This window comes from Limnohabitans sp. Hippo4 (genome assembly GCF_003063605.1).
Classification (GTDB): domain Bacteria; phylum Pseudomonadota; class Gammaproteobacteria; order Burkholderiales; family Burkholderiaceae_C; genus Limnohabitans_A.
This window is the reverse complement of record NZ_NESE01000003.1, coordinates 229,902-256,448: the sequence shown is the minus strand read 5'-3', so window position 1 is coordinate 256,448 and position 26,547 is coordinate 229,902. Positions and strand designations below refer to the sequence as shown.

Annotated in this window: 23 protein-coding genes; 9 read left to right on the top strand and 14 right to left on the bottom strand. The window is 55.8% G+C overall.

Annotated features, from left to right (window positions below):
• Window positions 1–62: 62 nt before the first annotated feature.
• From B9Z46_RS10290 to B9Z46_RS10260, 7 genes are all read left to right on the top strand, one after another.
• Window positions 63–1,148 (top strand): peptidase M29, encoded by a 1,086-nt coding sequence (locus B9Z46_RS10290; RefSeq protein ID WP_108256473.1) that lies wholly within the window; start codon window positions 63–65, stop codon window positions 1,146–1,148.
• On the top strand, window positions 1,145–1,960 hold the full coding sequence (locus B9Z46_RS10285) for an alpha/beta fold hydrolase (RefSeq protein ID WP_233245979.1): 816 nt from the start codon (window positions 1,145–1,147) through the stop codon (window positions 1,958–1,960). Before B9Z46_RS10290 ends, B9Z46_RS10285 begins: the two co-directional genes overlap by 4 nt.
• A gap of 73 nt (window positions 1,961–2,033) precedes the next feature.
• Window positions 2,034–3,266, top strand: a complete 1,233-nt coding sequence (locus tag B9Z46_RS10280; RefSeq protein ID WP_108256469.1) for an acyl-CoA dehydrogenase family protein — start codon at window positions 2,034–2,036, stop codon at window positions 3,264–3,266.
• Window positions 3,263–4,810, top strand: coding sequence for a class I adenylate-forming enzyme family protein (locus tag B9Z46_RS10275; RefSeq protein WP_108256223.1), 1,548 nt, complete (start codon window positions 3,263–3,265; stop codon window positions 4,808–4,810). Before B9Z46_RS10280 ends, B9Z46_RS10275 begins: the two co-directional genes overlap by 4 nt.
• 33 nt (window positions 4,811–4,843) lie before the next feature.
• Complete coding sequence (locus tag B9Z46_RS10270) at window positions 4,844–5,464, top strand: NnrU family protein (RefSeq protein WP_108256221.1); 621 nt, start codon at window positions 4,844–4,846, stop codon at window positions 5,462–5,464.
• A gap of 21 nt (window positions 5,465–5,485) precedes the next feature.
• A complete protein-coding gene (locus B9Z46_RS10265) occupies window positions 5,486–6,046 on the top strand; it encodes a nuclear transport factor 2 family protein (RefSeq protein ID WP_108256219.1) in 561 nt (186 codons plus the stop codon).
• 39 nt (window positions 6,047–6,085) lie between these two features.
• Window positions 6,086–7,078, top strand: a complete 993-nt coding sequence (locus B9Z46_RS10260; protein ID WP_108256467.1) for an alpha/beta fold hydrolase — start codon at window positions 6,086–6,088, stop codon at window positions 7,076–7,078.
• Window positions 7,079–7,082: 4 nt separating this feature from the next.
• On the opposite strand, the gene B9Z46_RS10255 is transcribed toward B9Z46_RS10260, so the two are convergent.
• The 12 genes from B9Z46_RS10255 to B9Z46_RS10200 all read right to left on the bottom strand — a co-directional run bounded on the left by B9Z46_RS10255 (window position 7,083) and on the right by B9Z46_RS10200 (window position 18,862).
• Window positions 7,083–7,844, bottom strand: a complete 762-nt coding sequence (locus tag B9Z46_RS10255; protein ID WP_108256217.1) for a YecA family protein — start codon at window positions 7,842–7,844, stop codon at window positions 7,083–7,085.
• A 47-nt stretch (window positions 7,845–7,891) separates the two neighbouring features.
• Complete coding sequence (locus B9Z46_RS10250; RefSeq protein ID WP_233245978.1) at window positions 7,892–8,353, bottom strand: putative toxin-antitoxin system toxin component, PIN family; 462 nt, start codon at window positions 8,351–8,353, stop codon at window positions 7,892–7,894.
• On the bottom strand, window positions 8,340–9,605 hold the full coding sequence (locus tag B9Z46_RS10245) for a class I SAM-dependent RNA methyltransferase (protein ID WP_108256215.1): 1,266 nt from the start codon (window positions 9,603–9,605) through the stop codon (window positions 8,340–8,342). The genes B9Z46_RS10250 and B9Z46_RS10245 overlap by 14 nt, the downstream gene beginning before the upstream one ends.
• Window positions 9,602–11,170 carry an RNA polymerase factor sigma-54 gene (locus tag B9Z46_RS10240; protein ID WP_108256213.1) on the bottom strand — a complete coding sequence of 523 codons (1,569 nt, stop codon included), beginning with the start codon at window positions 11,168–11,170 and terminating at the stop codon, window positions 9,602–9,604. Before B9Z46_RS10240 ends, B9Z46_RS10245 begins: the two co-directional genes overlap by 4 nt.
• 13 nt (window positions 11,171–11,183) lie before the next feature.
• Window positions 11,184–11,942, bottom strand: coding sequence for an LPS export ABC transporter ATP-binding protein (gene lptB / locus B9Z46_RS10235; protein ID WP_108256211.1), 759 nt, complete (start codon window positions 11,940–11,942; stop codon window positions 11,184–11,186).
• Window positions 11,939–12,544, bottom strand: a complete 606-nt coding sequence (gene lptA, locus B9Z46_RS10230; protein WP_108256209.1) for a lipopolysaccharide transport periplasmic protein LptA — start codon at window positions 12,542–12,544, stop codon at window positions 11,939–11,941. Before lptA ends, lptB begins: the two co-directional genes overlap by 4 nt.
• A gap of 115 nt (window positions 12,545–12,659) precedes the next feature.
• Window positions 12,660–13,322 carry a thiol:disulfide interchange protein DsbA/DsbL gene (locus tag B9Z46_RS10225; protein WP_108256208.1) on the bottom strand — a complete coding sequence of 221 codons (663 nt, stop codon included), beginning with the start codon at window positions 13,320–13,322 and terminating at the stop codon, window positions 12,660–12,662.
• 43 nt (window positions 13,323–13,365) lie between these two features.
• Complete coding sequence (locus B9Z46_RS10220; RefSeq protein WP_108256206.1) at window positions 13,366–14,049, bottom strand: SPOR domain-containing protein; 684 nt, start codon at window positions 14,047–14,049, stop codon at window positions 13,366–13,368.
• Between the two features lie 38 nt (window positions 14,050–14,087).
• Window positions 14,088–15,773 (bottom strand): arginine--tRNA ligase, encoded by a 1,686-nt coding sequence (gene argS / locus B9Z46_RS10215; protein ID WP_108256204.1) that lies wholly within the window; start codon window positions 15,771–15,773, stop codon window positions 14,088–14,090.
• A gap of 9 nt (window positions 15,774–15,782) precedes the next feature.
• Window positions 15,783–16,715 (bottom strand): LysR family transcriptional regulator, encoded by a 933-nt coding sequence (locus tag B9Z46_RS10210; RefSeq protein ID WP_108256202.1) that lies wholly within the window; start codon window positions 16,713–16,715, stop codon window positions 15,783–15,785.
• Window positions 16,716–16,735: 20 nt separating this feature from the next.
• Window positions 16,736–17,926, bottom strand: coding sequence for a CaiB/BaiF CoA-transferase family protein (locus B9Z46_RS10205; protein ID WP_108256200.1), 1,191 nt, complete (start codon window positions 17,924–17,926; stop codon window positions 16,736–16,738).
• Window positions 17,927–17,935: 9 nt separating this feature from the next.
• The gene (locus B9Z46_RS10200; protein ID WP_108256198.1) at window positions 17,936–18,862 is read right to left on the bottom strand and encodes a hydroxymethylglutaryl-CoA lyase; all 927 of its coding nucleotides are present in this window, start codon (window positions 18,860–18,862) and stop codon (window positions 17,936–17,938) included.
• Between the two features lie 230 nt (window positions 18,863–19,092).
• Between B9Z46_RS10200 and B9Z46_RS10195 the strand changes: the two genes are divergently transcribed.
• Window positions 19,093–21,324 carry a malate synthase G gene (locus tag B9Z46_RS10195; RefSeq protein ID WP_108256196.1) on the top strand — a complete coding sequence of 744 codons (2,232 nt, stop codon included), beginning with the start codon at window positions 19,093–19,095 and terminating at the stop codon, window positions 21,322–21,324.
• A gap of 49 nt (window positions 21,325–21,373) precedes the next feature.
• Window positions 21,374–22,135 (top strand): class II glutamine amidotransferase, encoded by a 762-nt coding sequence (locus B9Z46_RS10190; RefSeq protein WP_108256463.1) that lies wholly within the window; start codon window positions 21,374–21,376, stop codon window positions 22,133–22,135.
• A gap of 10 nt (window positions 22,136–22,145) precedes the next feature.
• On the opposite strand, the gene gshB is transcribed toward B9Z46_RS10190, so the two are convergent.
• Both gshB and icmF read right to left on the bottom strand, forming a co-directional pair.
• Complete coding sequence (gene gshB / locus B9Z46_RS10185; RefSeq protein WP_108256194.1) at window positions 22,146–23,096, bottom strand: glutathione synthase; 951 nt, start codon at window positions 23,094–23,096, stop codon at window positions 22,146–22,148.
• Between the two features lie 88 nt (window positions 23,097–23,184).
• The gene (icmF, locus tag B9Z46_RS10180; protein WP_108256192.1) at window positions 23,185–26,478 is read right to left on the bottom strand and encodes a fused isobutyryl-CoA mutase/GTPase IcmF; all 3,294 of its coding nucleotides are present in this window, start codon (window positions 26,476–26,478) and stop codon (window positions 23,185–23,187) included.
• Between the last annotated feature and the right edge of the window lie 69 nt (window positions 26,479–26,547).

The window sequence follows — 26,547 nt, the reverse complement described above, 5'->3', positions numbered from 1 at the left end:
TATAAACTTGCTGACACATTGAAATGGCAAGCCGACCAAGCTGCTTGTCACAAGGAGTTGTCATGCTGATTGAACAAATCGAACACCGTTGGTTGGATGCGTTTGAACGCACCTTTGCCTTGTGCAAAATTCAAGAGGGTGACGTGGTGGCTTTGCTCACTGAAAGTCAGTCGCGCCGGGTCAACGTGGATTTGGCCCGCATCAGCTTGCAGCGCATGGGCGCCAAAATCTTTGAAGTTTGTTTGCCCACACCGGCACTTTCAGCGCCTGCACCCGTGCGTTCAACAGGGGCCACCGATGTCATTCAACATTTGTCGCCCGTGGTGGCCGCCCTACAACGTGCCCATGTGGTGATTGATTGCACCGTGGAAGGCATGTTGCATGCGCCCGAATTGCCTGCCATCTTGAAAGGGGCCGATGGTGTCGTGCCACGCTTGTTCATGATCTCCAATGAACACCCCGAAATTTTGGAGCGAACGGTGCCGGACCCCGCGTTGGAGTCGGTGGTCCGCAATGCCATGAAGAAATTGCGCGGCACGCAGCACATGCACGTGTCCTCCAAGGCCGGCACCGACTTGAACATTCAACTGAAGTCGGCTGTGGTGGGGGGCGTCTGGGGTTTTTGCAGCAAGCCAGGCATGGTCTCGCACTGGCCAGGTGGCTTGGCCTTGGCATTTCCTGCGGCCGGCAGCGTGAATGGTCGCTTGGTGATGGCGCCAGGCGATGTCAACTTGACATTCAAGCGCTACCTGCGCGACACCATTGAGCTGACCATTGAAAACGACACCATCACGCGCATCGAAGGCGAAGGCGTCGACGTTGAGATGATGCGCTCTTACTACCAAGCTTGGATTGACAAAGAAGGCCATCGCGATGCCTGTGCGGTGTCGCATGTGGGTTTTGGTTTGAACCCCGCCGCGCGCTGGGATGCCATGACTTTTTATGACAAGCGTGATTGCAATGGCACCGAGTTGCGTGCCTTTGCCGGTAACTTTTTGTATTCCACCGGCGCCAACGAAGTGGCTGGCCGTCACACGCTGGGCCACTTTGATTTGCCAATGCGTGGCTGCACCATCCAACTGGATGGCCAGTGCGTGGTGAACGAAGGTGCGCTGGTGCCGGGCGTGTTTGAAAGTCCTGCGCCATGATGGCCGACTTGCCCTCTTGGATTGAGGCAGGCCCTGTCGATGCCAAAACCACATTGGTTTTTTTGCATGGCATCGGTGGCGGAAAAAAAGGCTTTCAGTCGTCTGTTGATTGCTTTGCAAGCAAGGGTTATCGCGCGCTGGCCTGGGACATGCCCGGTTATGGCGACAGCCCTTTAACTGGCACGCTCAGTTTTGACAGCCTGGCGAAATCGCTGGAACGCATGCTAAACCAAGCCAAAGTTCAAAAGGCGGTGCTGGTAGGTCACAGCATGGGCGGCATGGTGGCCTTGCAAGCCTGGACCCATTGCCCAGAACGAATTGAAGGCCTGGTGATCGCCGCCAGCAGCCCCGCATTTGGCCAACAAGATGGCGACTTTCAGCAGCAGTTTGTGGCGCAGCGACTGGCCCCTTTGAATGCAGGCAAAACCATGGCCCAAGTGGCCGATCGTTTGGTGCCCAGCATGGTTGCGCCGCAGGCTTTGCCCACCGGTGCGATGTTGCCAGACTATCCCCCAGGCTTGGCCATGGCACATGCCTGCATGTCTGCGGTCCCACCCCACACTTACCGCGCTTCTTTGCAAGCCTTGGTGACTTTTGAGCAACGTGCCGCCTTGCCCAGCATTTCAGTGCCCACCTTGTGCTTGGCAGGCGAGTTCGACAAGACAGCACCCCCCGAAGTTTTGCGACGCATGGCGCAAAAGATTCCGGGTGCGCAATACCAATGCATTCCAGGCGTTGGCCATTTGATGGGCTTTGAACAAGAAGCGCCATTCCATCAGGCCATTTTGAATTTTTGCACCACCTCATTTTGACGTTGCAGGAGACCCCATGAGCAACAACCTAACTGCCACCAACAGCACCCCTTACAACAGCACCGCCAACTACATGCCGATCAGTGGCGAGGACTATCCACTGACCGAGAAGCAGAAGAAGTTGATGGCCATGGCCCATGACTTGGGCAAGCACAAATTTGCACCACGTGCAGCCCAGCTTGATCGCGATGCGCAATTTCCTTTTGAGAATTACAAAGACATGAAAGACAGCGGTTTGCTGGCTTTGTGTGTGCCCGAAGCCCATGGTGGTTTGGGCGCGGACTATGCCACATACGCCATGGTTTCTGCAGAAATTGGCCGCTGGTGCGGCGCTACGGCGCTGACGTTCAACATGCATGTGTGCACCATGATGTGGAGCGGCTTGTTGTCTGAGGATTTGGACATGACGCCAGAACAACGTGCGCTGCATCGTGTGCATCAAAAGGCCCACTTTGCACGCGTGGTCAATGATGGCGCCATTTATGCACAGCCCTTTTCTGAAGGCGGCGCTGCTGCGGCAGGCGCGCAACCTTTTGGCACACAAGCTGTTAAGGTTGAAGGCGGTTGGCGCATCAATGGCAAAAAGATATTTGCTTCTTTGTCGGATGCGGCAGATTATTTTGGTGTGTTGTGCACAGAGAAAAAGCCCGATGCCGATTTGTCGCGTCGCGACACACTTTATTTGGCCATTCCCCGCACAGCGCCTGGCCTTACCGTAGAAGGTGATTGGGATCCTTTGGGCATGCGAGCCACTGTGTCACGCAATTTGATTTTCAAAGATGTGTTTGTGCCGGATGATGCTGCGTTAATGCCGCAAGGTGTTTACTTCCAAGCTGCCAGCCGCTGGCCGCACATGTTCATGACCTTGTCGCCCACTTACATGGGCATTGCACAGGCGGCTTATGACTTTACGGTGGCTTATTTGCGCGGCGAAATTCCAGGCACCGGTCCGGTCAAGCGCCGTCAATTTGCCACCAAGCAAATTGCCGTGGCAGAAATGTTTGTGAAATTGGAGCAAACGCGCAATTTGTTTTTGCGTGCCATTGAAGACGCCAAAATTGATCCGCCAAAATCCTCTCGCCTGCGTGCCTATGCCGCGCAGTACACCATCATGGAAAACGCCCAAGACATTGCACGTTTGGCCATTCGCACATGTGGTGGACAGTCGATGTTGAAATCATTGCCACTCGAGCGTTTGTACCGCGATGCGCGTTGCGGCTCGCTCATGCTGCCGTGGACTGCAGAGTTGTGCCTCGATCGTTTGGGTCGAGAAACGCTGTACGAAGCAGGCGAAAAAGACGAATGAAGGAAAGCTCGACATTGGCTCAACGCTTTCAAGCGTTGGCACAAAGTCAGCCGTCGCACTTGGCCATTCGCTTTGGCATGCCAGGGCAGACGGAAGACATTGACTTTGCCAAATTTTGGCGGCGTGTTGAACGTGTCACAGGCCATCTGCAAGCCACATTGGGTTTGCAAGCAGGTCAACGCGTGGCGTGGCTTGGCTTGAACCACGAATTGCAGTGCGTCACCTTGGTCGCCTGTGCGCGACTGGGTTTGATTTTCATGCCACTCAATTTCCGATTGGCTGTGGCCGAACTCAATGCGGTGTTGCAAGATGCGCAGCCCAGCCTGCTGGTTCATGACGACCTGCACGCAGACACGGCCAAAGCCTTGACCCAAGAGGGTCACGTCTTTGGGCTCCAGTCTTGCCCCTTGGATGATTTGATTGCCACGTCGTCATCCAAAGCATTGAATTTGCCCACTGTGTCGGCTGATGCGGATGTGCTGTTGGTCTACACCTCCGGTACCACTGGCTTGCCCAAGGGTGCTGTGCATACGCAAGCGGGCCTGTTGGCTAACGCCAAAGCCAGTCAAGAGGCCCATCAGTTCAAATCGCAAGACATTGTGTTGTCTGCCTTGCCCATGTTCCATGTGGGCGGTCTGTGCATTCAAACCTTGCCAGCATTGTTGTCGGGTGTGACGGTGCATTTGCATCCGCGCTTTGAGGCTGCTGCTTGGCTTCATGACGTCTCGCAAGGCGACCTGGCAGAACGTCCCACCTTGTCATTGCTGGTGCCTGCAACCTTGAGGGCTGTGCTTGAGCATCCTGAATGGCCTCAAGCAGATCTTCAAAGCTTGCGCGGCATCATGGCGGGCTCTTCAACCTTGCCCACTTCGTATTTGGAGAAGTTCCATGCGCGGGGTATTCCTGTTGGCCAAATTTATGGCACCACCGAAACAGGTCCGGTCAGCGTCATTTTGAAATTTCAAGATGCCATGGCGCGCATGGGGTTTGCAGGCTGGCCCCATGCTGATGTGTCTTTGAAGCTCATCGATGCCCAAGGCCAAGAAGTGGCGCAGGGCGAGACCGGTGAAGTGTGCGTGCGAGCGCCCAATGTCATGCGCGGTTATTGGCATCTTGGCAATCCCAAAGCGTTGAAGGGTTTGCAAGACAGATGGTTTCACTCGGGCGACATGGGTTACTTGGATGCACAGGGGTGCTTGCAAATTGTGGGCCGCAACAAGGACATGATCATCTCGGGCGGGGAAAACATTTACCCCGCAGAAATTGAAAACGCCTTGGCCTCGTTTCCAGGTGTGGCCGAATGTACCGTGGTGGGCTTGCCCGACGATCGATGGGGTGAGGTGCCTGTGCTGGTTCTGGTTCGCCAAGGCAATGCGGAGGGTGCAAGCTTGCAAGCCGATGCGGTGTTGTCGCACTTGCAACATCAGATCGCGCGCTTTAAATTGCCAAGGCGTGTGTTGTTCATGCCGCAATTGCCCAAAAGTGCTTTGGGCAAAGTGCAAAAACCTTTGTTACAGCAGCAGCTTCAGACTGCGATTTCCTAGACAATGCGTGAATGACCCTGAACAGGAGTTCTCATGACTTGGTTGATCATTGGTTTGGTTTTATTTTTGGGGGCGCATTCCATACGCATGGTGGCCGATGCTTGGCGCACCCAGGTCATTGCATCTTGGGGCGAAAAGCCCTTCAAAGGCGTCTACACCTTGATCGCCCTGGTAGGGTTTTATGCCATGGTGACGGGCTATGCCGAAGCACGCTTGCAGACGGTGGCGCTTTGGACGCCGCCCATTGCCACACGCCATGTCAGTGTGTTGCTGATGCTCTTCGCCAGCGTGCTGATGGCGGCCGCTTATGTGCCTCGCAATCACCTCAAAATGCGCATGGGCCATCCCATGGTGTTGTCGGTCAAGGTCTGGGCATTGGCGCACTTGCTGGCCAATGGCAACTTGGCCGATGTGGTGTTGTTTGGTAGTTTCCTGGTGTGGTCGGTGTTCAACTTCAAAGCGGCCAGAGCACGCGATCGTGCTGCGGCACAAGAAGCGCTGAGCTTGCAGGCTGCCGGTGCTGAAAACACAAACGCTATACCAAGCGCAAATACCACGGCCACCCTGTTCACCTTGCTGATCGGCGTGGCCCTGTGGGCACTGTTTGTGTTTTATTTGCATGTGCAGTTGGTTGGCGTTTCGCCATTGGGTTGAACCTCTTTCATTGATATTTTTATGCCCGTCATTTCTGTCACGCTGTTACCTGGCTATCCCTCAGAGGCCCAACACCGTTTGGTGCAACGCTTGGCGCACACCGCCAGATCGGTGATTGATGCCAGCGATGCTGGCACCACGGTGTTTGTCCAAGAGGTCAGCGCCTACCGCCGCGATGGCCGTGTTTTTTCTGAAGGCGGCGCTGTGCTGCCAGAGGCCAGTCAATTGGTGGCTGATTTTTTGGAATGCATGGCCATGCGCGATTTGGAAGCGGCCCAAGCATTTTTGTCGCCGCAGTTTGAAATGGTTTTTCCAGGGGGGCAAACCATGCATCAATTGAGTGAGTTGATGACCTGGGCTGCAACGCGGTACCGACGGATTGCCAAAACCCACATGACGTTTGAAGAGTCATGGCAGGGCGACCAAACTGTGGTGTATTGCCGCGGCTTACTGAACGGCGAGTGGCCTGACGGACGTGAATTCAGCGGCATTCGCTTTGCCGACCGCTTTGAAGTGCGCAAAGGTCAATTGATGCGCCAAGAAGTTTGGAACGACTTGGCTGAAATGCGTTCACAGCGCTGATTGCCAATTGCACCCATCGACTGCAAAATCACGCTGACCATGAGCACACTTTCAACAGACCCTTCCGTTGCAGAGACATCTGCTGTTTCACCTGACACGCCAAGCAGCTGGTTTGACGGCTTTGAGAAACGCCAGTTCAACGTCAATGGCGTGGTAGTGTGCGCGCGCATCTCGGCCAACTGGCAGAACCACCTGGACAAGCCGGTGTTGGTCTTGCTGCACGGTTTCCCGCAAACGCATGTCATGTGGCACCGCGTAGCGCAGGCCCTCAAAAACGACTACCGCTTGGTGCTGCCCGATCTGCGCGGTTATGGCGACTCGTCCCATGCGCCGGGTTTGCCAGACCACAGCAATTACAGCAAGCGGGCCATGGCGCAAGACGTGGTGGGTTTGCTAGACCAGTTGAACGTGGATGATTTCTTTTTGTGTGGACACGATCGCGGGGGGCGTGTGGCCCATCGTTTGGCGGTCGATTACCCAGCGCGCGTTCGCCGCTTGTGTGTGCTCGACATTGCGCCCACGCTGGACATGTACAAGCGCACCGACATGGATTTTGCCCGCGCCTACTACCACTGGTTCCACCTCATTCAGCCCACACCTTTGCCCGAGCGCATGATTGGTGGCAATGTGCTGCATTACTTGCATGCCAAGTTGGGTGGCTGGGGTTCTGGTGCCACCACCTTCATCGAACCCGAGGCCATGGCTGAGTACGAGCGCAGCCTCACTTTGGCGCCTGAGCAAGCAGGGGACATTCTGCCTGCCGTGCACACAGCGTGTGAGGATTACCGCGCCAGTGCGGGCATCGACTTGGTCCACGATCAAGAAAGCCGCGACAAGGGTCAAAAAATTCGATGCGACTTGTTGGTCTTGTGGGGTGACCGCGGTGTGGTGCACAAAATGTTCAAGCCACTAGAACTGTGGCAAGCGCAATGTGCGGCCCAAGTATCGGGCCATGTGGTGCCCTCAGGTCACTTCATTCCAGAGGAATTGCCGGACCTCACGGTGCAAAGTCTTCGGACTTTCATGGTTTAAGAAGTTAATTCGCGCCGCAACATTTTTTGTATTTTTTGCCACTGCCGCAGCTGCATGCATCGTTGCGACCGGGGGTGGCCTCTTTGATCACTTGCGTCACACGGGGGCCAATGCTGCGCCAAATTTCACGCAAGTCATACACGGCCCACAAGGCTTCGCCATAGGCATTCAACCGGGACTCGCTCACACTTAAGGGACCGTCTTCGCTGAGGGCTGACAAGGTGGGCTCGTCGGTGTCGTCTTCGGTTAAGGCCACAATGGCTTCCAGGGCGGTGTCGTGCCACTGTGCTGCTTCTTTGTCTTTGGGGGCGGTCCATTCATCGGGCCAATTTTCGACGGCAAACATAAAGCCCAAGGCCCACACTTGCGCAAAGGCAGGAATTTCTTCGCTGTCAATTTCGGCGCGCTCTTCAGGCGGCAGGCTGGCAATGGCACCGCGCACGTCCATCACTTCAGGTGCGTAGGCACTGTCTTCATCGAGCGCTTTGATTTCAGTGTCGAGTGCTTGCTTCACTTCCGCATAGCGTTGTTGCCACAGGCCCAAGAATTTGATTTTTTGGGCTTCGTCAGAAAAACCTGCACCGTCATCGTCAAGGCCCAACAACACCGGCAGCCATTCAGCCTCCGGAATATCTCGGCGGCAGCAAATGAGGGCCACCAAAAAACCTTCGCAAAATTCCCATTGCGGTGTTTCCTCATAACGCGTGCGCAAGTCGTCCAAGATGTCGTCAAGGGCGTCAAAGTCTTCGGGTTGCAGGCCGGTCATGGGATGTTCCTCTGATGAAAGGGATGTTGGGGGCGACGTGAACGCACTCACTGTGCAGGAATGTCGGACGGGTTGAGCACCACGCCCGATTGCGACAGACGTTTCTTCATGCACAAAATGGCAGCGTCTTTGCTGAGCAAAGGCACCCCATGTGCAACCGCCAAGTCGATGAATTTTTGATCGTCCGGGTCTTTGCAAGTGCAGGGCGCTTTATCCGCGGGTTCGGCCGACACATGGTGTTGGTCAAAGCGATTCAAAATGTCTTGCGCTTGAATGTTGGACTTGGCCATGCGCTTGACGATGTGGGGGTAAGTGAGCACGCGTTCCAGTTCGTCGCGCATGCTGCGGGTGGCCAGATGCGAAATGCGGCCACTTTGCAAAGCAGCGCGCAAAGGCTCCGTGGCAGGGTCTTCAAACAGCCACAGGTCGAGCACGATGTTGGTGTCAATCACCCAAGGCTGCGCTGAGCTTGCTGCAGGCGAGTTCGTGGAGACCTCAGAGCTTGTCACGCACTGAACCCTTCATGAGGTCGAAGCGGAACATGCGGCACTCAATGGGGCCGTTCCACATCGGCACGCGGCGCGATTCTTTCAAGCGCATTTTGGAGGGCAATTTCAAATCGGGTGTCAGCATCCATGCTGTCCAACCGTTGTAATTCTTTTTCCAGTGCGAGGCCAATTGCGCAAAGAACTCGCCGCCGTCATCGCCTTCGGCAATTTCACGGGCGCGGCTTAAGTCCACGTTGTCTCGTGCGCGAGTGGGTGCGCCGGGTTCCCGGTATCGGTCGCGGCTGGAGACGCCCGCCACACCGGCTGCGGCAATGCGCTCGCCATAAGGTGGGTTGAGCAACATGATGCCGGGTGTTTCACAAGGCGGCATGCGCTGCAATGCGTCGCCACCGCGGGTTTGGACCACTTGGCCAACGCCTGCGCGCTCGGCATTGCGCTGTGTGAAGTCCACCATTCGGAACGCCACATCGGAGGCGTGAATTTCGGCGGTGGGCGCGTGCTCTTGCGCGCGCGCATCGTCTTGCAGGGCTTGCCAAACGTGCGGTTGAAACGGCAGCAATTTTTCAAAGGCAAAGCGACGCATGATGCCGGGCGCAATACCGCAGGCAATTTGCGCGGCTTCAATGGCAATGGTGCCACTGCCGCAGCAAGGATCGTACAAAGGCGTCTGCGCATCCCAACCGCTGGCGGCCAACATGGCGGCAGCCAAGGTTTCTTTGAGTGGGGCATCGCCCTTGTCTTCGCGCCAACCACGTTTGAACAAAGGCTCACCTGACGTGTCCATGTACAGCGTGCAACTGTCGGTGGTGAGGTGCACGTAAATGCGCACGTCGGGCCACTGCGTGTTGACGTCGGGACGCTCGCCGCGCTTGGCGCGAAAACGATCGGCCACGGCATCTTTGATTTTGAGCGCCGCAAAGTTCAGGCTGGTGAGTGGGCTGTGCTGCGCCGTGATTTCAATCTTGAAAGTCTGCTTGGTGGTGAACCAAATTTCCCAAGCCACCGCACTGGCTGCATCGTACAAATCTTTTTCACTGCGATAAAAAGTTTGCGACAGTTGAATGAGCACGCGTTGGGTGAGGCGGCTGTGCAAATTCAGACGCAAGGCATCACGCCATGACGCGTTGGCCATCACACCGCCGCGGCCGGTCAGCAGGTCGTTACCGGTGAGGCCCGTGAGTTGATGGACCTCGTCGGCCAATAAGCCTTCAACGCCGGCGGCGCAAGGCATGAAAAGTTGAAGCGAGTTCACAGAGTTTTACGCAAGTTGGCGGGCGCAATTTTGAGCGCCTCGCGGTATTTGGCAACGGTGCGACGTGCGCAATCGATGCCTTGTTCTTTGAGCATTTCAGACAGTTGGTTGTCTGAGAGCGGCTTGTTGGGATTTTCGGCGGCCACCAATTGTTTGATGAGCGCACGCACGGCTGTACTGGAAGCCGCGCTGCCACTGTCGGTACCTAGGCCCGAGCCAAAGAAATACTTCAACTCGAAGGTGCCCATGGGCGTGGTCATGTACTTGGCCGTGGTGACGCGGCTGATGGTGGACTCGTGCAAGCCCAGTTCATCGGCAATTTCTCGCAGCACCAAGGGGCGCATGGCCAATTCACCATGGATGAAGAAATTGCGCTGACGCTCCACAATGGCCGTCGACACACGCAAAATGGTGTCAAAGCGCTGTTGAATGTTTTTGATGAACCAGCGCGCTTCTTGCAGGCGTTGTTGCAAACCCAAATGGGCTTCGCCTTTGCCGCCGCGCAAGGCGTTGGCGTAAATGTCGTGCACCCGCAGTTTGGGCATCACATCGGGGTTGAGCTGAACTCTGAAGTGCGGCTCGCCGCCTTTGCGCGTACCAATGACCAACACATCGGGCACGATGACATGTTGCTCGGCATTGGCAAAAGGACGACCGGGTTTGGGCTCTAAGCGTGTGATGAATGCCAGCGCTTGTTTGACGATGCCTTCGTCTTCACCGCATTGAACCGCCAAGCGTTTGAAATCGCGTTTGGCCAGCAGCTCCAAAGGCAGCGCGCAAATTTTGAGGCCTACGGCAGCCACTTCGTGGTCGGGCTCATCTTTCAAGATGGCTTTGAGTTGAATGCGCAAGCACTCGCCCAAATCGCGTGCGCCAATGCCCACCGGTTCGAGTGATTGCAGCAAGCTCAAAGCCACCGTGAAGCGATGCACCAACTCTTCCAATTGCTCAATGTCGTCGGTGCCGGCCAGGCCTTGCGCCAAAGATTCGAGGCTGTCTTCCAGATAACCGTCGTCGTTCAAAGACTCGATGAGAAAGCGCAGCGCTGCGCGGTCAATTTCTGACAAGCGCATCGACAAAGCCTGTCGATGCAAATACTCGGTGAGTGAGCCTAGGCCGCGTGCCAACTCAATGGCGTCTGCGCCATCCGAGTCGTTGTTGGTGTTGTTCTTGCGCGCGCCGGCGTCGGTGCCCCATTCGCTGTCGTCGGGTGCAATCTCGACGCTGCCGTCGCCATCCCAGCTGTCGGCCACATCGGTAACGGCTTCGTCGTTAGAAACAGACGCTGTGGATTCGCTGGCGGCATCGCGTGAATCAGCGCCGGCATCGCTGGCGGCTTCTGACACACGATCGCCCAAGCTGACGCGCGCATCGGATTCTGGCAAGCCAAAATCTTCTTGCGGTGCTTCGTCGGTGCTGCGCTCAAGGAAGGGGTTTTCGTCGAGCATTTGCTCGACTTCTTGGCTGAGCTCTAAGGTCGAGAGTTGAAGCAGCCGAATGGATTGTTGCAACTGTGGCGTCAGCGCCAAGTGTTGGGACATCCGAAGGGAAAGGCTTTGCTTCATAGGAGTTCAGCCATCACATTCGGAAGTGTTCGCCCAAGTAGACGCGGCGCACATCGGCGTTGTCCACAATGTCTTTGGGTGTGCCTTGGGCCAGCACGCGACCTTCGCTGATGATGTAGGCGTGATCGCAAATGCCCAAGGTTTCACGCACGTTGTGATCGGTGATGAGCACGCCAATGCCGCGCTCTTTCAAAAACGCAATGATGCGTTGAATCTCAATCACCGCAATGGGGTCGATGCCCGCAAAAGGTTCGTCGAGCAAAATGAACCGAGGGTCGGTGGCCAGTGCGCGCGCAATTTCAACGCGTCGGCGTTCGCCACCCGACAAAGCCAAGGACGGTGAGTCGTGCAGATGATCAACGCGCAAGTCTTTCAGGAGCGCTTGAAGTCGGTCTTGGATGGCGGATTCGCTGAGCGGCTTGCCCTCGGCGTCATGCTGCAACTCGAGCACTGCACGCACGTTTTCGGCCACCGTGAGTTTTCTGAAAATGGAAGCCTCTTGCGGCAAGTACGACAGGCCCATGCGCGAGCGGCGATGGATGGGCATGCGTGTGACGTCATCACCATCGATCAGAATTTGTCCACCATCGGTGCGTACCAAACCCACAATCATGTAGAAGGACGTGGTTTTGCCGGCACCGTTGGGGCCAAGCAAGCCGACCACTTCACCTTTTTGAACTTTGACAGAAACGTCAAACACCACTTGGCGGCTGCCGTAGGACTTTTGCAAGTGCCGCGCTTCTAAGCTGCTGATGGCGTGTTCTTGACTCATGGTTTGTCGTTGCCAATGCGAGGGCTGGGTTTCAAGGCCGGCCCTGTTGGCGTGGCGGAGACATCGCTTGTTTTGGGTCGAGGGGTGATGGTGGCTTTGACGCGTTGATTGCCGCTGCCTGTGTTGGGCTTGCCATCAACTGTGAACACCTCAGTGGTGTTGTTGACCAAAATTTGTTGCCCTTGAATACGATCAGCCACCACCGTGCCACGCAGCAAGCGCAGTTCGGCGCGCGAGGTCAGTGTGAGGGTATCGGCTTGGCTGTTGTAAACCGCAGTTTCAGCTTCGCCTTCGGTGAACTCTTCAAGTGCTTCGCGCTTTTGTCGGAAGAAAATGCGTTCGCCAGGTTCTGCCCACAACTTGGCCACTTGGTTGCCTTGACCGTCTTGCTTCACTTCCATGCGGTGGGCTTTCAAGACCAAACTGCCCTTGGTCATTTGAACCTTGCCCGTGAAGGTGGTGAGTTGTTGCTGGTCGTCGTGCTTGAGTGTGTCAGCCTCAATGTTCATGGGTTTGTCGCGGTCCGCTTTTTCGGCGTGAGCGCCTGTCGCCGTGAAGACGGCGGCCCAACTGCAGAACAAAAGAATGAGGTGAAATTTCATAAAGGCGCGAATCTTGCTTGATTGTAGGTGTTGATCGCAGCGTCAAGCACTTTTGCAAGAAAAATGACGTAAAAAAGCCCGCCGAAGCGGGCTGATGCACAACACCTTGAAAAGATCAGGCGCGGCCTTGACGAACTTGCGTCAACAAAGATTCGGCCACTTGCAGGGCGCGCTCCATGCTGCCGGCCAAAGTGCCGTCGACGTAGTACTTGCCAGCGACACCCAAAGAAGGCACGCCTTCAATTTTGAAGTCGTTTTGCAATTGCACGGCACGCTTGAGCTTGCTGGCCACGCCAAAAGATTTGGCGGCATCGGCAAATTTGGTTTTGTCGACGCCTTGTTTTTCGATCCAAGCCAAGATGCTGGCGTCGGTGTTCAAGGGCAAACGCTCCACATGCACGGCTTGGAAAACTTTGCCGTGCAGTTTTTCCAACAGGCCCATGGCTTCGAGCGCGTAGAAGAGGCGTTGTTGAGGGGCAAAGTCGTCACGGAAAGCCACGGGGACGCGTTGCACCACCACATCTTTGGGGGCGTTTTTAACCCATTGCGCAAAGGTGGGTTCAAAGGCATTGCAGTGCGGGCAGCTGTACCAAAAGAACTCAATCAATTGGATCTTGCCGGCTTCGGCGTCTGTGGGGACCACGCGGTCCAGCTTGAGATAGTCTTTGCCAGCCACAAACTTGGCGGGGCCTTGCGCCAACGCAGGGGGATTCCAAGTCAAACCGCCCACAGCCGCGGCAGTGCTTAAAGTGGCGAGAGAAAAATCACGGCGTTTCATGGTGACTCCTGAAATTTGAAATGATCGATAAAAAGCGTTGAGATCAGCGCTGAACACGAACCAAGGCAGCGTCAATGCCGCTGGCGTCCAGTCGGGCTTTGATTTTTTCGGCTTGCTCTTTGTCGTCAAAGGGGCCGCTGCGAACGCGGTAGATGGTGCGACCCGCTTGGTCGCGCTCGCTGACTTTGGATTCGATGCCCATCATGGACAGCTTGGCCTTTTGTGCATCGGCATCGCCAGCCGATTTGAAGGCGCCTGCTTGCACAAAGTAAGTGAATGGATCGTTGGCCGCGGCTTTGCTGGCGGCCGGTGAAGCCGCAGGTGTGGGCTGCGGTGTGGCTGCAGGCGGCGGTGCCACTGCTGGTGCCGCGGCCGCTGGTGATGCAGGTGCTGAACCGCTGCTGGATTTCTTCATCAAGTCGGCCAAGGGGTCAGCAGCCACGGCGGGTGCAGGTGCGTTGGTGGCTGGGGCAGCACTGCCATCAGCAGGTGTTTCTGCATTGGCTGGCTTGCTTTGCAAAGCACCGTTGGGGTTCCAGTCTTTGTTCTTTTGAGTCTCCACGGCATCTTGTTCAGCCGAACGCGATTGGTTTTTGTTGCTGAACGGCATGGGCACTTTGGTGACGTACATCGCCACACCCAAAGCGACCGTCAGGCCAATGACCAGACCCAAAATGAAGCCAAGCAGGGTGCTGCCGCGCTGGCTTTGAAGTTTGGAAGTTGACATGTTGTGTTGGTTTCTCAAGGTAATGCCGTTGGGATGAATTACATCTGCTCTGGCGCAGACACACCCAATATCTTCAAGCCATTTTGCAAGACTTGGGCACAAGCTGCAACCAAGGCCAAGCGTGCCAGTTTTTGGTTTTCGTCTTCCACCAAAATGCGCTCTGCATCGTAGTAGCTGTGATAGCTGGCGGCCAAGTCGCGCAAGTAGAACGTCACATCGTGCGGCGCAAAGTCTTGTGCAGCCGCCGTGAGCATTTCGGGGTATTTGGCCAAGAGCAACATGAGGGCTTGTGCCTTTGGATTTTCCAGGCTGGACAAATCGGCTTTGGCCAAACTGGCCACATCGCCGCCCCAGGTGCGCAAGATGGAGTGAATGCGCGCGTGTGCATATTGCACGTAATACACAGGGTTGTCGTTGTTTTGGGCCAAGGCCAAATCAATGTCAAACACGTACTCGGTGTCAGGTTTGCGGCTGAGCAAGAAGAAACGCACGGCGTCTTTGCTGGTCCACTCAATCAGGTCGCGCAAAGTCACATAGCTGCCCGCGCGTTTGGAAATTTTCACTTCCTCACCGCCGCGCATCACGCGCACCATGGTGTGCAGCACGTAGTCGGGGTAGCCTTGCGGAATGCCCACGCCAGCGGCTTGAAGACCCGCGCGCACACGGGCAATGGTGCCGTGGTGGTCGGTGCCTTGAATGTTCACCACCTTGGTAAAGCCACGCTCCCACTTGGTGATGTGATACGCCACATCGGGCACGAAGTAGGTGTAGGTGCCGTCGCCTTTGCGCATCACGCGGTCTTTGTCGTCACCGTAGTCGGTGGACTTGAGCCACAGGGCGCCGTCTTGTTCGTAGGTCTTGCCAGCTTCTTGGAGTTTCTTGACGGCACTGTCAACACGTCCGCTGGTGTACAGGCTGGACTCGAGATAGTAGTTGTCAAACTTGACGTCGAAGGCTTTCAAGTCGAGGTCTTGTTCGTGGCGCAGATAGGCCACGGCAAATTCACGCATGCCATTCAAATCATTCAGGTCGCCACTGCCGGTAAATTCACGGTCGTCGGACTTGACGGTTTTCTTGGCCAAGAAATCTTGTGCAATGTCTTGGATGTAATCGCCGTTGTAGGCGGCCGCGTTTTCGCCGCTGGGCCACTGTGCATCGCCGGGCTTGAAGCCTTGCGCGCGCAATTGCGTGGACGTGGCCAAGGTGTTGATTTGCACGCCCGCGTCGTTGTAATAAAACTCGCGGTAAACGTTCCAACCTTGCGTGGCAAACAAATTGCAAATGGCATCGCCCAAAGCCGCTTGACGGCCGTGACCCACGTGCAATGGGCCTGTGGGGTTGGCAGACACAAATTCCACCAACACTTTTTCATTGCGCTCGGCTTGTTTACCAAAGCAGGATGCCGCATGCAGCACCTCTTTGACCACGGCTTGTTTGGCGCTGGGCTTGAGCTTGAGGTTCAAAAAGCCAGGGCCGGCAATGTCGATGCTTTCAACCCATTGGCTGAAGGCCGGTGTGGTCATGAGCGCGGTGCGCAAAGCTTCGCCCACTTGTCGGGGGTTTTGGCCCAAAGGTTTGGCCAAGTGCATGGCGGCCGTGCAGGCCAAATCGCCATGGGCGGCCACCTTGGGTGATTCAAAGACGGCTTTGGCGCCGGCACCGGCGTGCAGGCGTTCGAGTTCGGCGGCGAGGGCCGAGAGTAATTCTTGTTTGGCTTGAAGCATCCCCCGATTTTACGGGGCGCTTTGCCATGTTGTGGGCAAGCTGTAGTGATGCTTCAAAAAGTCGATCCAAAGGCGCAAACGCAGGGGCAGGTGCTTGCGTTGGGGAAAAACACCGTAAATGCCATTGGGCGGGGCTGCAAAATCGGCCAAAACCTCGACCAATTGGCCCGATGCGATGTCGTTTTCGACTTCCCAGGTGCTGCGCCATGCAATGCCCATGCTGGCCAAGCACCAGCTGTGCAAAACCTGTCCGTCTGAGCAATCAAGCGGGCCATGGGGGCGCAAATAAGTGACTTCTGGGCCCTCGGCATTGTCGGCAGGAGGGACTTTGAAGGCCCAACCTCGGGTCTGCGAGGCATCGCTAGAGAGCGTCAGACAGCTGTGCTGCAGCAACTCTGAGGGGTGTTGTGGGGTGCCGTGTTTGGCCAGATAGGCGGGTGTGGCCACACACAGGCGGCGGTTATCGGCCAACCTGACGCTGACCAGAGAAGAATCGGGCAAATCGCCCACGCGCACCGCAAAGTCAAAGCCTTCGGCGGCCAGGTCAATGACCCTGTCGCTCAAGTTCAACGAGATTTTGACGTCGGGGTTTTGCGCATGGAACAAGGGCGCCAAAGGTGCCACGTGGCGTCTGCCAAATCCTGCCGGTGCCGTGATGCGCAGATGACCACTGGCCTTGAGCCCGCCAGCCGAGACGCTGTCTTCGGCATTGGCCACATCGCTCAAAAGGCGTTGGCAGTTTTCTAAAAAAGCACTGCCTTCGTGCGTGAGGCTGATGCGCCGCGTGGTGCGCAACAACAACTTCACACCCAAATGAGATTCGAGCGCATCCAATCGCCTGCCAATGATGGCGGGCGCTACGCCTTCAGCACGCGCCGCAGCACTCAGGCTGCCCCGTGTGGCGACCGAGACAAAGGATTCAAAGACTTTGAGTTTGTCCATGGACGGCGGTGTTTCTTTTTTTAGTCGACTGGATGGCTGAGTTTTTGAATCTCTTCGGCGCTGTAACCCAGGCTGCTGAGCAAACTTTCGTTGTGCTCGCCCAAGTGAGGCGCTGATTGCCGAACTTTCAAACGCTCTTGATTCAAGCTAAGGGGCAGCAACACCGTGTTGACGGTGCGGCCATCGTTCAATTCAAGTGGCGCCAAACCGCCGGTGGCTTTCAGGTGCGGGTCTTCCAGCAGATCGTGTGGTGCTGTGATGGGGGCGTAAGGCAGTGCATTTTTTTCAAACACATCGCTGAGGTATTGCGCTGAAAAATCTTTCAGCCGTTCGCGCAGCAGGGGAATCAGCCAATCGCGCGCCAGCACGCGCTGGTTGTTGTTGGCCAAGCGGGGATCGTCGAACAAATCTTGGTAATTGAAAACATCGCAGAAAATTTTCCAAGACGTGTCGCTGACCACGGCCAAGAAAATTTGCTCGCCGTCCTTCACCACAAACACGTCGTAGACACCCCATGCAGAAATGCGCTCCGGCATTGGCGCTGCAGGTTTGCCCGTCACTTGGTACTGCATCATGTGCTGGGCCACCAAGAACACATTGTTTTCAAACAAGGCGCTTTGCACTTCCTGGCCTTCGCCTGTTTGCGCGCGTTGAGCCAGTGCCGCCATGGCACCAATGGCGCCAAACATGCCGCCCATGATGTCGTTCACGCTGGTGCCTGCGCGCAAGGGGTCGCCGCGGCGGCCTGTCATGTAGGCCAGACCACCCATCATCTGCACCACTTCATCGAGTGCGGTGCGATGGTCGTAAGGACCTGGCAAGAAGCCTTTGAGCGTGACGTAAATCAGGCGAGGGTTGATTTTTTTCAAGGTCTCGTAATCGAGGCCCAGTTTTTTCATGGTGCCGGGCTTGAAGTTTTCGCTGACGATGTCGGCGGTGGCAATCAAGCGCAGCACGGCCTCTTTGCCTTCGGGTGTTTTCAAGTCCAGCGCCAAGCTTTTCTTGTTGCGGTTGAAGAGTGGATAAAAGCCAGCGCCCGAACCCAAAAGTTTGCGGGTGTTATCGCCTTCGTGGCCGTGACCGATGGGTTCCACTTTGATGACTTCAGCACCCAAGTCGGCCAGCACCATGCCGCAGGTGGGGCCCATCACCATGTGGGTGAATTCAACGACGCGGATGCCTTCGTAGGGCAGGTGTTTGGCAGTGTTCATGGTTTTGAATTAAATGTGTTCGAGGGGCCAACCCTTGGGCAAGCCTGCATCGGGCGTCATGCCATAAAGAGGTTCGCCTGGCAGGCCGTCTATCAAAGCTTGGCGGGCTGCAATGAGTTTGGAAATATCGATGCCGGTTTCGATGCCCATGGCTTCAAACATGAAGACCAAGTCTTCGGTGACCACATTGCCCGACGCGCCAGGCGCATAAGGGCAGCCGCCCAAGCCAGCCAAGGAACTGTCGAAGACGCGAACGCCCACATCGTAGGCCGCCAAACAATTGGCCAGGCCCAAGCCGCGTGTGTTGTGCATGTGCGCGGCGCCCGTTTTGTCACCGATTTCGGCAAACACGCGTTTGAAAATTCTGCGCACTTGCGCGGGGTTGGCCATGCCCGTGGTGTCAGACAAGCCCGATTCGTCGGCGCCGGCTTCAATCACGGCGGCGGCCAACTTCACCACATCGTCCTCGGCCACATGGCCTTGCAGGGTGCAGCCAAAGGCCGTTGAGATGCCGGCCTCCACTTTTACATGGGGCGCCAATTCATTGCGAACTTGAATGATGGCGCGAACTTCTTCAACCATGGCTTCACGTGTTTTGCGCACATTGGCCATGGAATGGGCTTCGCTGGCGGAGACGGGGATGGTGAGTTTTTGAGCGCCGGCTTTCAAGGCCGCTTCAGCGCCTTTTCGGTTGGGCACCAAGGCCATGACCGTCACGTGGGGGTATTGGAGGGCGTGTTGAACGACTTCGGCGGCATCGGCCATTTGCGGCAGCAAATGCGCGGGCACAAAAGAAGCCACCTCAATTTCTTGCAGACCCGAGGCAACCAAGGCGTCAAGCCACCGCAGTTTGTTGGCGGTGGGCATGGTTTGCTTGACCGACTGCAAGCCGTCGCGCGGGCCCACTTCACTGATCAGGATGCGTTCTTTGGCCATGGAAGTATGTGCAAGCGGTTGTAAACCCTGAGGGAGAGATGTTCGTATTTTCTCTAATTTTGGTGAATTGCGGCCGAACCTTTGCAAAAAAGTCACAAGTCAAAAGCCATTTCGCTGATTTATAAACCTTGAAACATCGAATACAGTGGGTGTCATAGGCGCTGCAAATCTGGACAGAACTGTTCAAGAGCGCCCCCCATTTCCATTTTTTTACTTTTCTAGAGGCTCTCATGACCCAACGCACCAGCATTCACGGCCTGCACGTGGCCACCCCTTTGTATCGCTTCATTGAAGACCAGGTATTGCCTGCAGTTGGCGTGAAGAGCAAAGCCTTCTGGGCGGGCTTTGATGGCATCGTCAAAGATTTGGCGCCACAGAACATTGCATTGTTGGCCGAGCGCGATCGCATTCAATTGGAAATGGACAAGTGGCACACAGCGAACCCTGGCCCGATTGCGGATGCCAAAGCCATGAAGGCTTATCGCAAACATTTGACGTCCATTGGTTACTTGGTGCCAGAGCCAAAGAGCCCCAAAGCAACGACTCAAAATGTTGATGCTGAGTTGGCTGTTTTGGCCGGCCCGCAATTGGTGGTGCCTATTTTGAATGCGCGCTATGCCTTGAATGCAGCCAACGCACGTTGGGGTTCTTTGTACGATGCCTTGTATGGCACCGACGCCTTGAGCGAAGCCGATGGCTGCGAAAAAGGCACAGGCTACAACCCCAAGCGCGGCGCCAAAGTGATTGAGTACTGCCGCTATGTGCTGGACCGTTGCGCGCCTTTGAAAAAGGGTTCGCACATTGACAGCACGGGTTACAGCGTGAAGGGTGGCAAGTTGGTGGTCAGCCTGAAGTCGGGCACCACCACCTTGGCCGATGCCAAACAATTTGTGGGCTTCCAAGGCGATGCCAAAGCCCCCACTTCCTTGCTGTTCAAGCACAACGGTTTGCACCTTGATTTGCAAATCAACAAGTCACACCCCATTGGCAAAACAGACCCCGCAGGTGTGTCTGATTTGGTGGCCGAGTCTGCCCTGTCGACCATTCTGGATTTGGAAGACTCAGTGGCAGCAGTCGATGCTGAAGACAAAGTGTTAGCCTACAGCAATTGGCTCGGCATCTTGCAAGGTACTTTGGCTGAAGAAGTGCAAAAGGGTGGCAAGACCTTCAAGCGCACATTGAACGGCGACCGCGTGTACACCAAGCCCAACGGCAAAGGTCAAAAAGTGTTGCACGGCCGTTCTTTGTTGTTCGTGCGCAATGTGGGTCACCTCATGACCAACCCTGCCATTTTGTACAACGCAGCAGATGGCTCCCAGAAAGAAATTCCCGAAGGCATCATGGACGCCATGATCACCACCACGTGTGCCATGGTGGACTTGCAGAAAAAGAAGGGTGCCGATTTCCGCAACAGCCGCACCGGCAGCGTGTACATCGTGAAACCCAAAATGCACGGCCCCAAAGAAGTGGGCTTTGCCGACACCCTGTTCGGTCGTGTTGAAAAAGTCTTGGGTCTGAAGCCTTCTACTGTGAAGCTGGGCATCATGGACGAAGAGCGTCGCACAAGCGCCAACTTAGCTGCCTGTATTGCCGCTGCCAAATCACGTGTGGCCTTCATCAACACCGGCTTCTTGGACCGCACCGGTGACGAAATGCACACCTGCATGTTGGCCGGTCCTGTGATGCGCAAGGGCGACATCAAGGGCAGCACCTGGTTGGGTGCTTACGAAAAGGCCAACGTGGCTGTGGGCTTGCAAGCCGGTTTACGTGGTCGTGCGCAAATTGGCAAGGGCATGTGGGCTATGCCCGATTTGATGGCCGACATGCTGAAACAAAAAATTGGTCACCCCAATGCGGGCGCCAATACGGCTTGGGTCCCAAGCCCCACAGCAGCCACGCTGCATGCCATGCACTATCACCAAGTGAATGTGCCTGCATTGCAAAAGCAGATGGAAAAAACCATTGCCAAGCAAAGCGCCAAAGACCTGCGCGAAGAAACTTTGAACAAGTTGCTGCAGTTCCCAGTGGTCACCAAGGCACAAGCTGCTGAGTGGACGGCGAAGGACAAGCAAGACGAACTCGACAACAACGCGCAAGGCATTTTGGGCTATGTGGTGCGCTGGGTGGACCAAGGTGTGGGTTGCTCTAAGGTGCCCGACATCCATGGTGTGGGTTTGATGGAAGACCGTGCTACTTTGCGAATCAGCAGCCAACACATTGCCAACTGGCTGGCGCATGGCGTGGTGACTGAGGCGCAAGTGAAGGCCACGATGGAGCGCATGGCAGCTGTGGTGGACCAACAAAATGCGGGCGATCCTTTGTACCAAAAGATGGCCGGCAATTTCAAAACCTCCAAGGCTTACCAAGCCGCTTGCGACTTGGTGTTCAAAGGCAAAGAGCAACCCAGCGGTTACACCGAGCCTTTGTTGCACGCCTGGCGTTTGAAGGTCAAGGCAGGCTAAACTCTTTCAAGGCGGCCAACTGTTGGCCGCCCTTGAACAAGGCTTAGACATGTGCCAACTCTTGGGCATGAATTGCAACACGCCCACCGACGCCACCTTCAGTTTCAGTGGCTTTTCTCAAAGGGGCGGTGTCACCGACCATCATTCAGATGGTTGGGGCATTGCCTTTTTTGAGGGTGCGGGAGTTCGGCATTTTGTAGATCACCAAGAGGCCAGCAAGTCGCCTGTCGCCGAGCTCATCAGGCGCTATCCGATCAAAAGTCAGAATGTCATTGCGCACATTCGCAAAGCCACGCAAGGCGTGGTGTCGCTGGAAAACTGCCACCCGTTTGTGCGAGAGTTGTGGGGGCGCTACTGGGTGTTTGCGCACAACGGCAATTTAGAAAATTTCAACCCGCGTTTGCATGGCAGCTTTCATCCTGTGGGCCAAACCGACAGCGAAAGAGCGTTTTGCTGGCTGATGCAAGAGCTGTCCAAGTCGCATGCGTCGGTGCCCAGTGTGGAAGAACTCACACTCACGTTGCGTGAGTTGGTGCCTGCCATTGCCAAGCACGGCACCTTCAATTTCTTATTGTCCAATGGCCAAGCGCTGTGGGCACACGCGTCGACCAACCTTCACTATGTGCTGCGGCAATACCCGTTCAAAACGGCCACACTCAAAGACGAGGATGTGCAGGTGAACTTTGCCGAACAAACCAACCCGACCGATCGCGTGGCGGTGGTGGTCACCGCACCCCTCACGCTGGACGAGCCCTGGACGGCTTTTGTGCCTGGTGAGGTGATGGTGTTCAGAGACGGGACTTTGCTTTAAGCCGCAGTTTTCATGCTTGCTTCACCGCTGCTTCCAAAGCGTCGATGAAAATCGCCGCCACGTCGCAACCCGTTTGATCAAAAATCTCTTGGAAGCAAGTAGGGCTGGTGACATTGATTTCGGTCACGCTGGTGCCGATCACATCGAGGCCAATCAGTAGCAAACCACGCGCCGCCAAGATGGGGCCAATGGCTTCCGCAATAGAGCGGTCATTGTCGGTAATGGGCTGTGCCACACCTTTGCCGCCTGCTGCTAAGTTGCCACGCACTTCACCACCTTGAGGAATGCGGGCCAAACAGAAAGGTACTGGTTTGCCACCAATGATCAACACGCGCTTGTCGCCTTGAGCAATAGCCGGTAAAAACTTTTGCACCATGACCGATTGCGCACCGTCCAAATTCAAAGTCTCGATGATCGAGCCCAAATTCAAACCGTCGGCACCCACGCGGAAAATGCCCATGCCGCCCATGCCATCGAGCGGCTTCAGAATGATGTCTTGGTGTTCTGCATGAAACGCTTTGATGGCGTCGGCTGAACGTGTGACCAAGGTGGGGCCGATGAACTGGGGGAACTCCATGATGGCCAGTTTTTCGGGGTGATCGCGCAAAGCAGACGCTTTGTTGAACACCTTGGCGCCTTCGCGCTCGGCCTGGCTGAGCAAATGTGTGGCGTAGAAATACTCGCTGTCGAAGGGCGGGTCTTTGCGCATGATGATGGCGTCAAAGTCTTTGAGCCATGCTTCGCGCGATGAAGTGACTTCGTACCAAGCGGTGGTGTCACCGGTTAAATGCAGGTCTAGCACTTGCGCTTTGACGCATTCGCCGCGCTGCCACTGAATGTGCGGCACTTCGCAGGCGCTCACTTTGTGGCCTCGCTTTTGCGCTTCGCGCATCATGGCAAAGCTGGTGTCCTTCTTGATTTTGAAGGAGGCGAGGGGGTCGACAATGAAAAGGATGTTCATGCGCGTAATGTCGCACAAAGCGATAAACAAAGTAAATCAGCAGGACTTTCGCCCTGCTGATGTCACCTTGGAGAGGGATTCACACGAATTACATGTTTCTGCGGTATTGACCGCCGACCTCAAAGAGGGCGTTGGTAATTTGACCCAATGAGCAAACACGCACGGCATCCATCAAGACCTCAAACACGTTGTCGTTGTGAATCACGGCCTGTTGCAAGCGACTCAACATGGCAGGCGATTCTTTGGCGTGTTTGGCGTGGAAGGCATGCAAACGGTCGAGCTGAGATTTTTTCTCATCATCGGTTGAGCGCGCCAGTTCCAGCTTCTCGAGCACTTCGTCGCCTTTAGGGTTGCGGAAGGTGTTGACGCCAATGATGGGGTACTCGCCGGTGTGCTTGAGCATTTCATAGTGCATCGATTCGTCTTGAATCTTGCCGCGCTGATAGCCGGTTTCCATGGCACCCAGCACACCGCCACGGTCTGCAATCTTTTCAAACTCAGTGAGCACGGCTTCTTCCACTAACTCGGTGAGCTCTTCAATGATGAAGGCGCCTTGGTTGGGGTTTTCGTTTTTGGCCAAGCCCCACTCGCGGTTGATGATGAGCTGGATGGCCATGGCACGGCGCACGCTGTCTTCGGTGGGCGTGGTGATGGCTTCGTCAAACGCATTGGTGTGCAGTGAGTTGCAATTGTCGTAAATGGCAATCAGCGCTTGCAATGTGGTGCGAATGTCGTTGAACTGAATCTCTTGCGCATGCAAAGAGCGGCCAGACGTTTGAATGTGGTACTTCAACTTCTGGCTGCGCTCATTGGCGCCGTACTTGTTCTTCATGGCCACGGCCCAGATGCGGCGTGCTACGCGGCCCAGCACGGTGTACTCGGGGTCCATGCCGTTGCTGAAGAAGAAACTCAGGTTGGGCGCAAAGTCATCGATGTGCATGCCACGTGCCAAGTAGGCTTCTACAAACGTGAAGCCATTGGACAGCGTGAAGGCCAATTGACTGATGGGATTGGCGCCGGCTTCAGCAATGTGATAACCGCTGATCGACACGGAGTAGAAGTTGCGCACGTCGTGGTGAACAAAGTATTGCGCAATGTCGCCCATCACTTTCAGGCTGAACTCGGTGCTGAAGATGCAAGTGTTTTGGCCTTGGTCTTCTTTCAAGATGTCGGCTTGCACGGTGCCGCGCACATTGGCCAACACCCATTCGCGAATTTTGGCAGCTTCGGTGTCGGTGGGTTCGCGGCCGTTTTCGGTTTTGAACTTTTCCAAGTTTTGATCAATGGCGGTGTTCATGAACATGGCCAAGATGGACGGCGCAGGACCATTGATGGTCATGGACACGCTGGTGCTGGGATTGCACAAGTCAAAGCCACTGTAGAGCACTTTCATGTCGTCCAAGGTGGCAATGCTCACGCCCGAGTTGCCCACTTTGCCGTAGATGTCGGGACGGGGATCGGGGTCGTTGCCGTACAAGGTGACCGAGTCAAAGGCAGTCGACAAACGCTTGGCGGGCATGCCTTCGCTCAAAAGCTTGAAGCGTGTGTTGGTGCGAAAGGCGTCGCCTTCACCCGCAAACATGCGGGTGGGGTCTTCGCCTTCACGTTTGAATGCAAAGGTGCCGGCGGTGTAGGGGAAGCTGCCAGGCACATTGTCCAACATCAACCATTTCAAAATTTCGCCATGGTCTTCGTAGGTGGGCAAAGACACTTTGCGAATGGTGGTGCCTGACAAGCTCTTGGAAGTCAGTGCTGTGCGAATTTCTTTGTCGCGAATTTTGACCACGTACTCATCGCCCGCATAAGCTTTTTGCATTTCGGGCCATTGGGCCAAGAGTTTTTTGGCGCCGGGATCTTGCGTTTCTTCTCGGCGAACAGCCAAGTCGATGGCGGCTTCTGCGGCTTTGGCGCGACCGGGTTTGTCCACTTCCAACATCACAGCGGCAGCGCGCAGTTGTTGAATTTCACGTGCCAATTTGGCCTGTGCACGGGCTTGCTTTTTGTAGCCGCGCACGGTGTCTGTAATTTCTGCCAAGTAGCGTGTGCGTGAAGCAGGCACCACCGGCGTTTGGTTGGTGCTGTGACGCACATCAACTGCGGGCAACAAGCCATCTTTCAATTTCAAACCCAACTCGCCCAAGCGCACTTTGAGCGCTTGGTACAAAGCTGTCACGCCATCGTCATTGAAGCGCGCAGCCATGGTGCCAAACACAGGCATTTGTTCTGTGGGGACTGTCCAAGCTTCTTTGTTGCGCTGAACTTGTTTGGCCACATCACGCAGGGCATCGCTGGCGCCTTTGCGGTCAAACTTGTTGATGGCCACAAACTCGGCAAAGTCGAGCATGTCGATTTTTTCCAACTGGCTGGCGGCGCCAAACTCGGGCGTCATGACGTACATGGGCACATCCACATGCGGCACGATGGCGGCGTCGCCTTGGCCAATGCCAGACGTTTCCACCACCACCACATCAAAGCCCGCCACCTTGCACGCGGCCACCACATCGGGCAGTGCTGCCGAAATCTCGCTACCAAAATCGCGCGTCGCCAAGCTGCGCATGAACACGCGTGCGCCATTGCGCCAAGGGTTGATGGCGTTCATTCGAATGCGGTCGCCCAACAGCGCGCCACCACTCTTGCGGCGTGAAGGATCGATCGACACCACGGCAATGCGCAAGTCGTCGCCTTGGTCCAAACGCAAGCGGCGAATCAGTTCATCAGTGAGTGAAGATTTACCCGCACCACCTGTGCCGGTAATGCCCAACACGGGCACTTTGTGCTTGGCGGCTTCGGTGCGCAATGCGGCCACCATGTCGGCAGATGCATTGCCGTTTTCCAGCACTGTGATGAGTTGTGACAAGGAACGCCAGTTGGCCTCTGTGCCACCTTGGATGGCTTTCAAATCTTTAGGGGCGTAGGCGCTGATGTCTTTGTCGCAGCGCATCACCATCTCGCCAATCATGCCGGCCAAGCCCATGCGCTGGCCGTCTTCGGGGGAGTAAATGCGACCCACGCCATAGGCATGCAGCTCGCGAATTTCGGCAGGAACGATCACACCGCCGCCGCCGCCAAACACTTGAATGTGTTCGCCGCCGCGCTGGCGCAGCAAGTCGACCATGTATTTGAAATACTCAACATGGCCGCCTTGGTAAGAGCTAATGGCAATGCCTTGAGCGTCTTCTTGCAAAGCCGCAGTCACCACTTCATCCACCGAACGGTTGTGGCCCAAGTGAATCACTTCAGCGCCCATGCTTTGCAAGATGCGACGCATGATGTTGATGGCGGCATCGTGGCCATCAAACAAACTGGCAGCCGTCACAAAGCGCACTTTGTGCGTGGGGCGGTATTCGGCGAGGGCTTTGAATTCGGCAGACAAGTCGGTCATGGCAAGGTTCCAGTCAAGGAGAAAAAGGGCCGCTTAAACAGGCGGCCCAGTCTAATTGACGTTTACGTC

Bases quoted from the DNA above. Each gene is read 5' to 3' on its own strand.
- B9Z46_RS10195 (WP_108256196.1), top strand. From the start codon at position 19,093: ATGACCCAACGCACCAGCATTCACGGCCTGCACGTGGCCACCCCTTTG.
- B9Z46_RS10240 (WP_108256213.1), bottom strand. From the start codon at position 11,170: ATGAAGCAAAGCCTTTCCCTTCGGATGTCCCAACACTTGGCGCTGACG.
- B9Z46_RS10260 (WP_108256467.1), top strand. From the start codon at position 6,086: ATGAGCACACTTTCAACAGACCCTTCCGTTGCAGAGACATCTGCTGTT.
- lptB (WP_108256211.1), bottom strand. From the start codon at position 11,942: ATGAGTCAAGAACACGCCATCAGCAGCTTAGAAGCGCGGCACTTGCAA.
- B9Z46_RS10255 (WP_108256217.1), bottom strand. From the start codon at position 7,844: ATGACCGGCCTGCAACCCGAAGACTTTGACGCCCTTGACGACATCTTG.
- B9Z46_RS10280 (WP_108256469.1), top strand. From the start codon at position 2,034: ATGCCGATCAGTGGCGAGGACTATCCACTGACCGAGAAGCAGAAGAAG.
- B9Z46_RS10190 (WP_108256463.1), top strand. From the start codon at position 21,374: ATGTGCCAACTCTTGGGCATGAATTGCAACACGCCCACCGACGCCACC.
- gshB (WP_108256194.1), bottom strand. From the start codon at position 23,096: ATGAACATCCTTTTCATTGTCGACCCCCTCGCCTCCTTCAAAATCAAG.
- B9Z46_RS10265 (WP_108256219.1), top strand. From the start codon at position 5,486: ATGCCCGTCATTTCTGTCACGCTGTTACCTGGCTATCCCTCAGAGGCC.
- B9Z46_RS10225 (WP_108256208.1), bottom strand. From the start codon at position 13,322: ATGAAACGCCGTGATTTTTCTCTCGCCACTTTAAGCACTGCCGCGGCT.
- B9Z46_RS10285 (WP_233245979.1), top strand. From the start codon at position 1,145: ATGATGGCCGACTTGCCCTCTTGGATTGAGGCAGGCCCTGTCGATGCC.
- B9Z46_RS10270 (WP_108256221.1), top strand. From the start codon at position 4,844: ATGACTTGGTTGATCATTGGTTTGGTTTTATTTTTGGGGGCGCATTCC.
- B9Z46_RS10200 (WP_108256198.1), bottom strand. From the start codon at position 18,862: ATGGCCAAAGAACGCATCCTGATCAGTGAAGTGGGCCCGCGCGACGGC.
- lptA (WP_108256209.1), bottom strand. From the start codon at position 12,544: ATGAAATTTCACCTCATTCTTTTGTTCTGCAGTTGGGCCGCCGTCTTC.
- B9Z46_RS10210 (WP_108256202.1), bottom strand. From the start codon at position 16,715: ATGGACAAACTCAAAGTCTTTGAATCCTTTGTCTCGGTCGCCACACGG.
- B9Z46_RS10275 (WP_108256223.1), top strand. From the start codon at position 3,263: ATGAAGGAAAGCTCGACATTGGCTCAACGCTTTCAAGCGTTGGCACAA.
- argS (WP_108256204.1), bottom strand. From the start codon at position 15,773: ATGCTTCAAGCCAAACAAGAATTACTCTCGGCCCTCGCCGCCGAACTC.
- icmF (WP_108256192.1), bottom strand. From the start codon at position 26,478: ATGACCGACTTGTCTGCCGAATTCAAAGCCCTCGCCGAATACCGCCCC.
- B9Z46_RS10290 (WP_108256473.1), top strand. From the start codon at position 63: ATGCTGATTGAACAAATCGAACACCGTTGGTTGGATGCGTTTGAACGC.
- B9Z46_RS10205 (WP_108256200.1), bottom strand. From the start codon at position 17,926: ATGAACACTGCCAAACACCTGCCCTACGAAGGCATCCGCGTCGTTGAA.
- B9Z46_RS10220 (WP_108256206.1), bottom strand. From the start codon at position 14,049: ATGTCAACTTCCAAACTTCAAAGCCAGCGCGGCAGCACCCTGCTTGGC.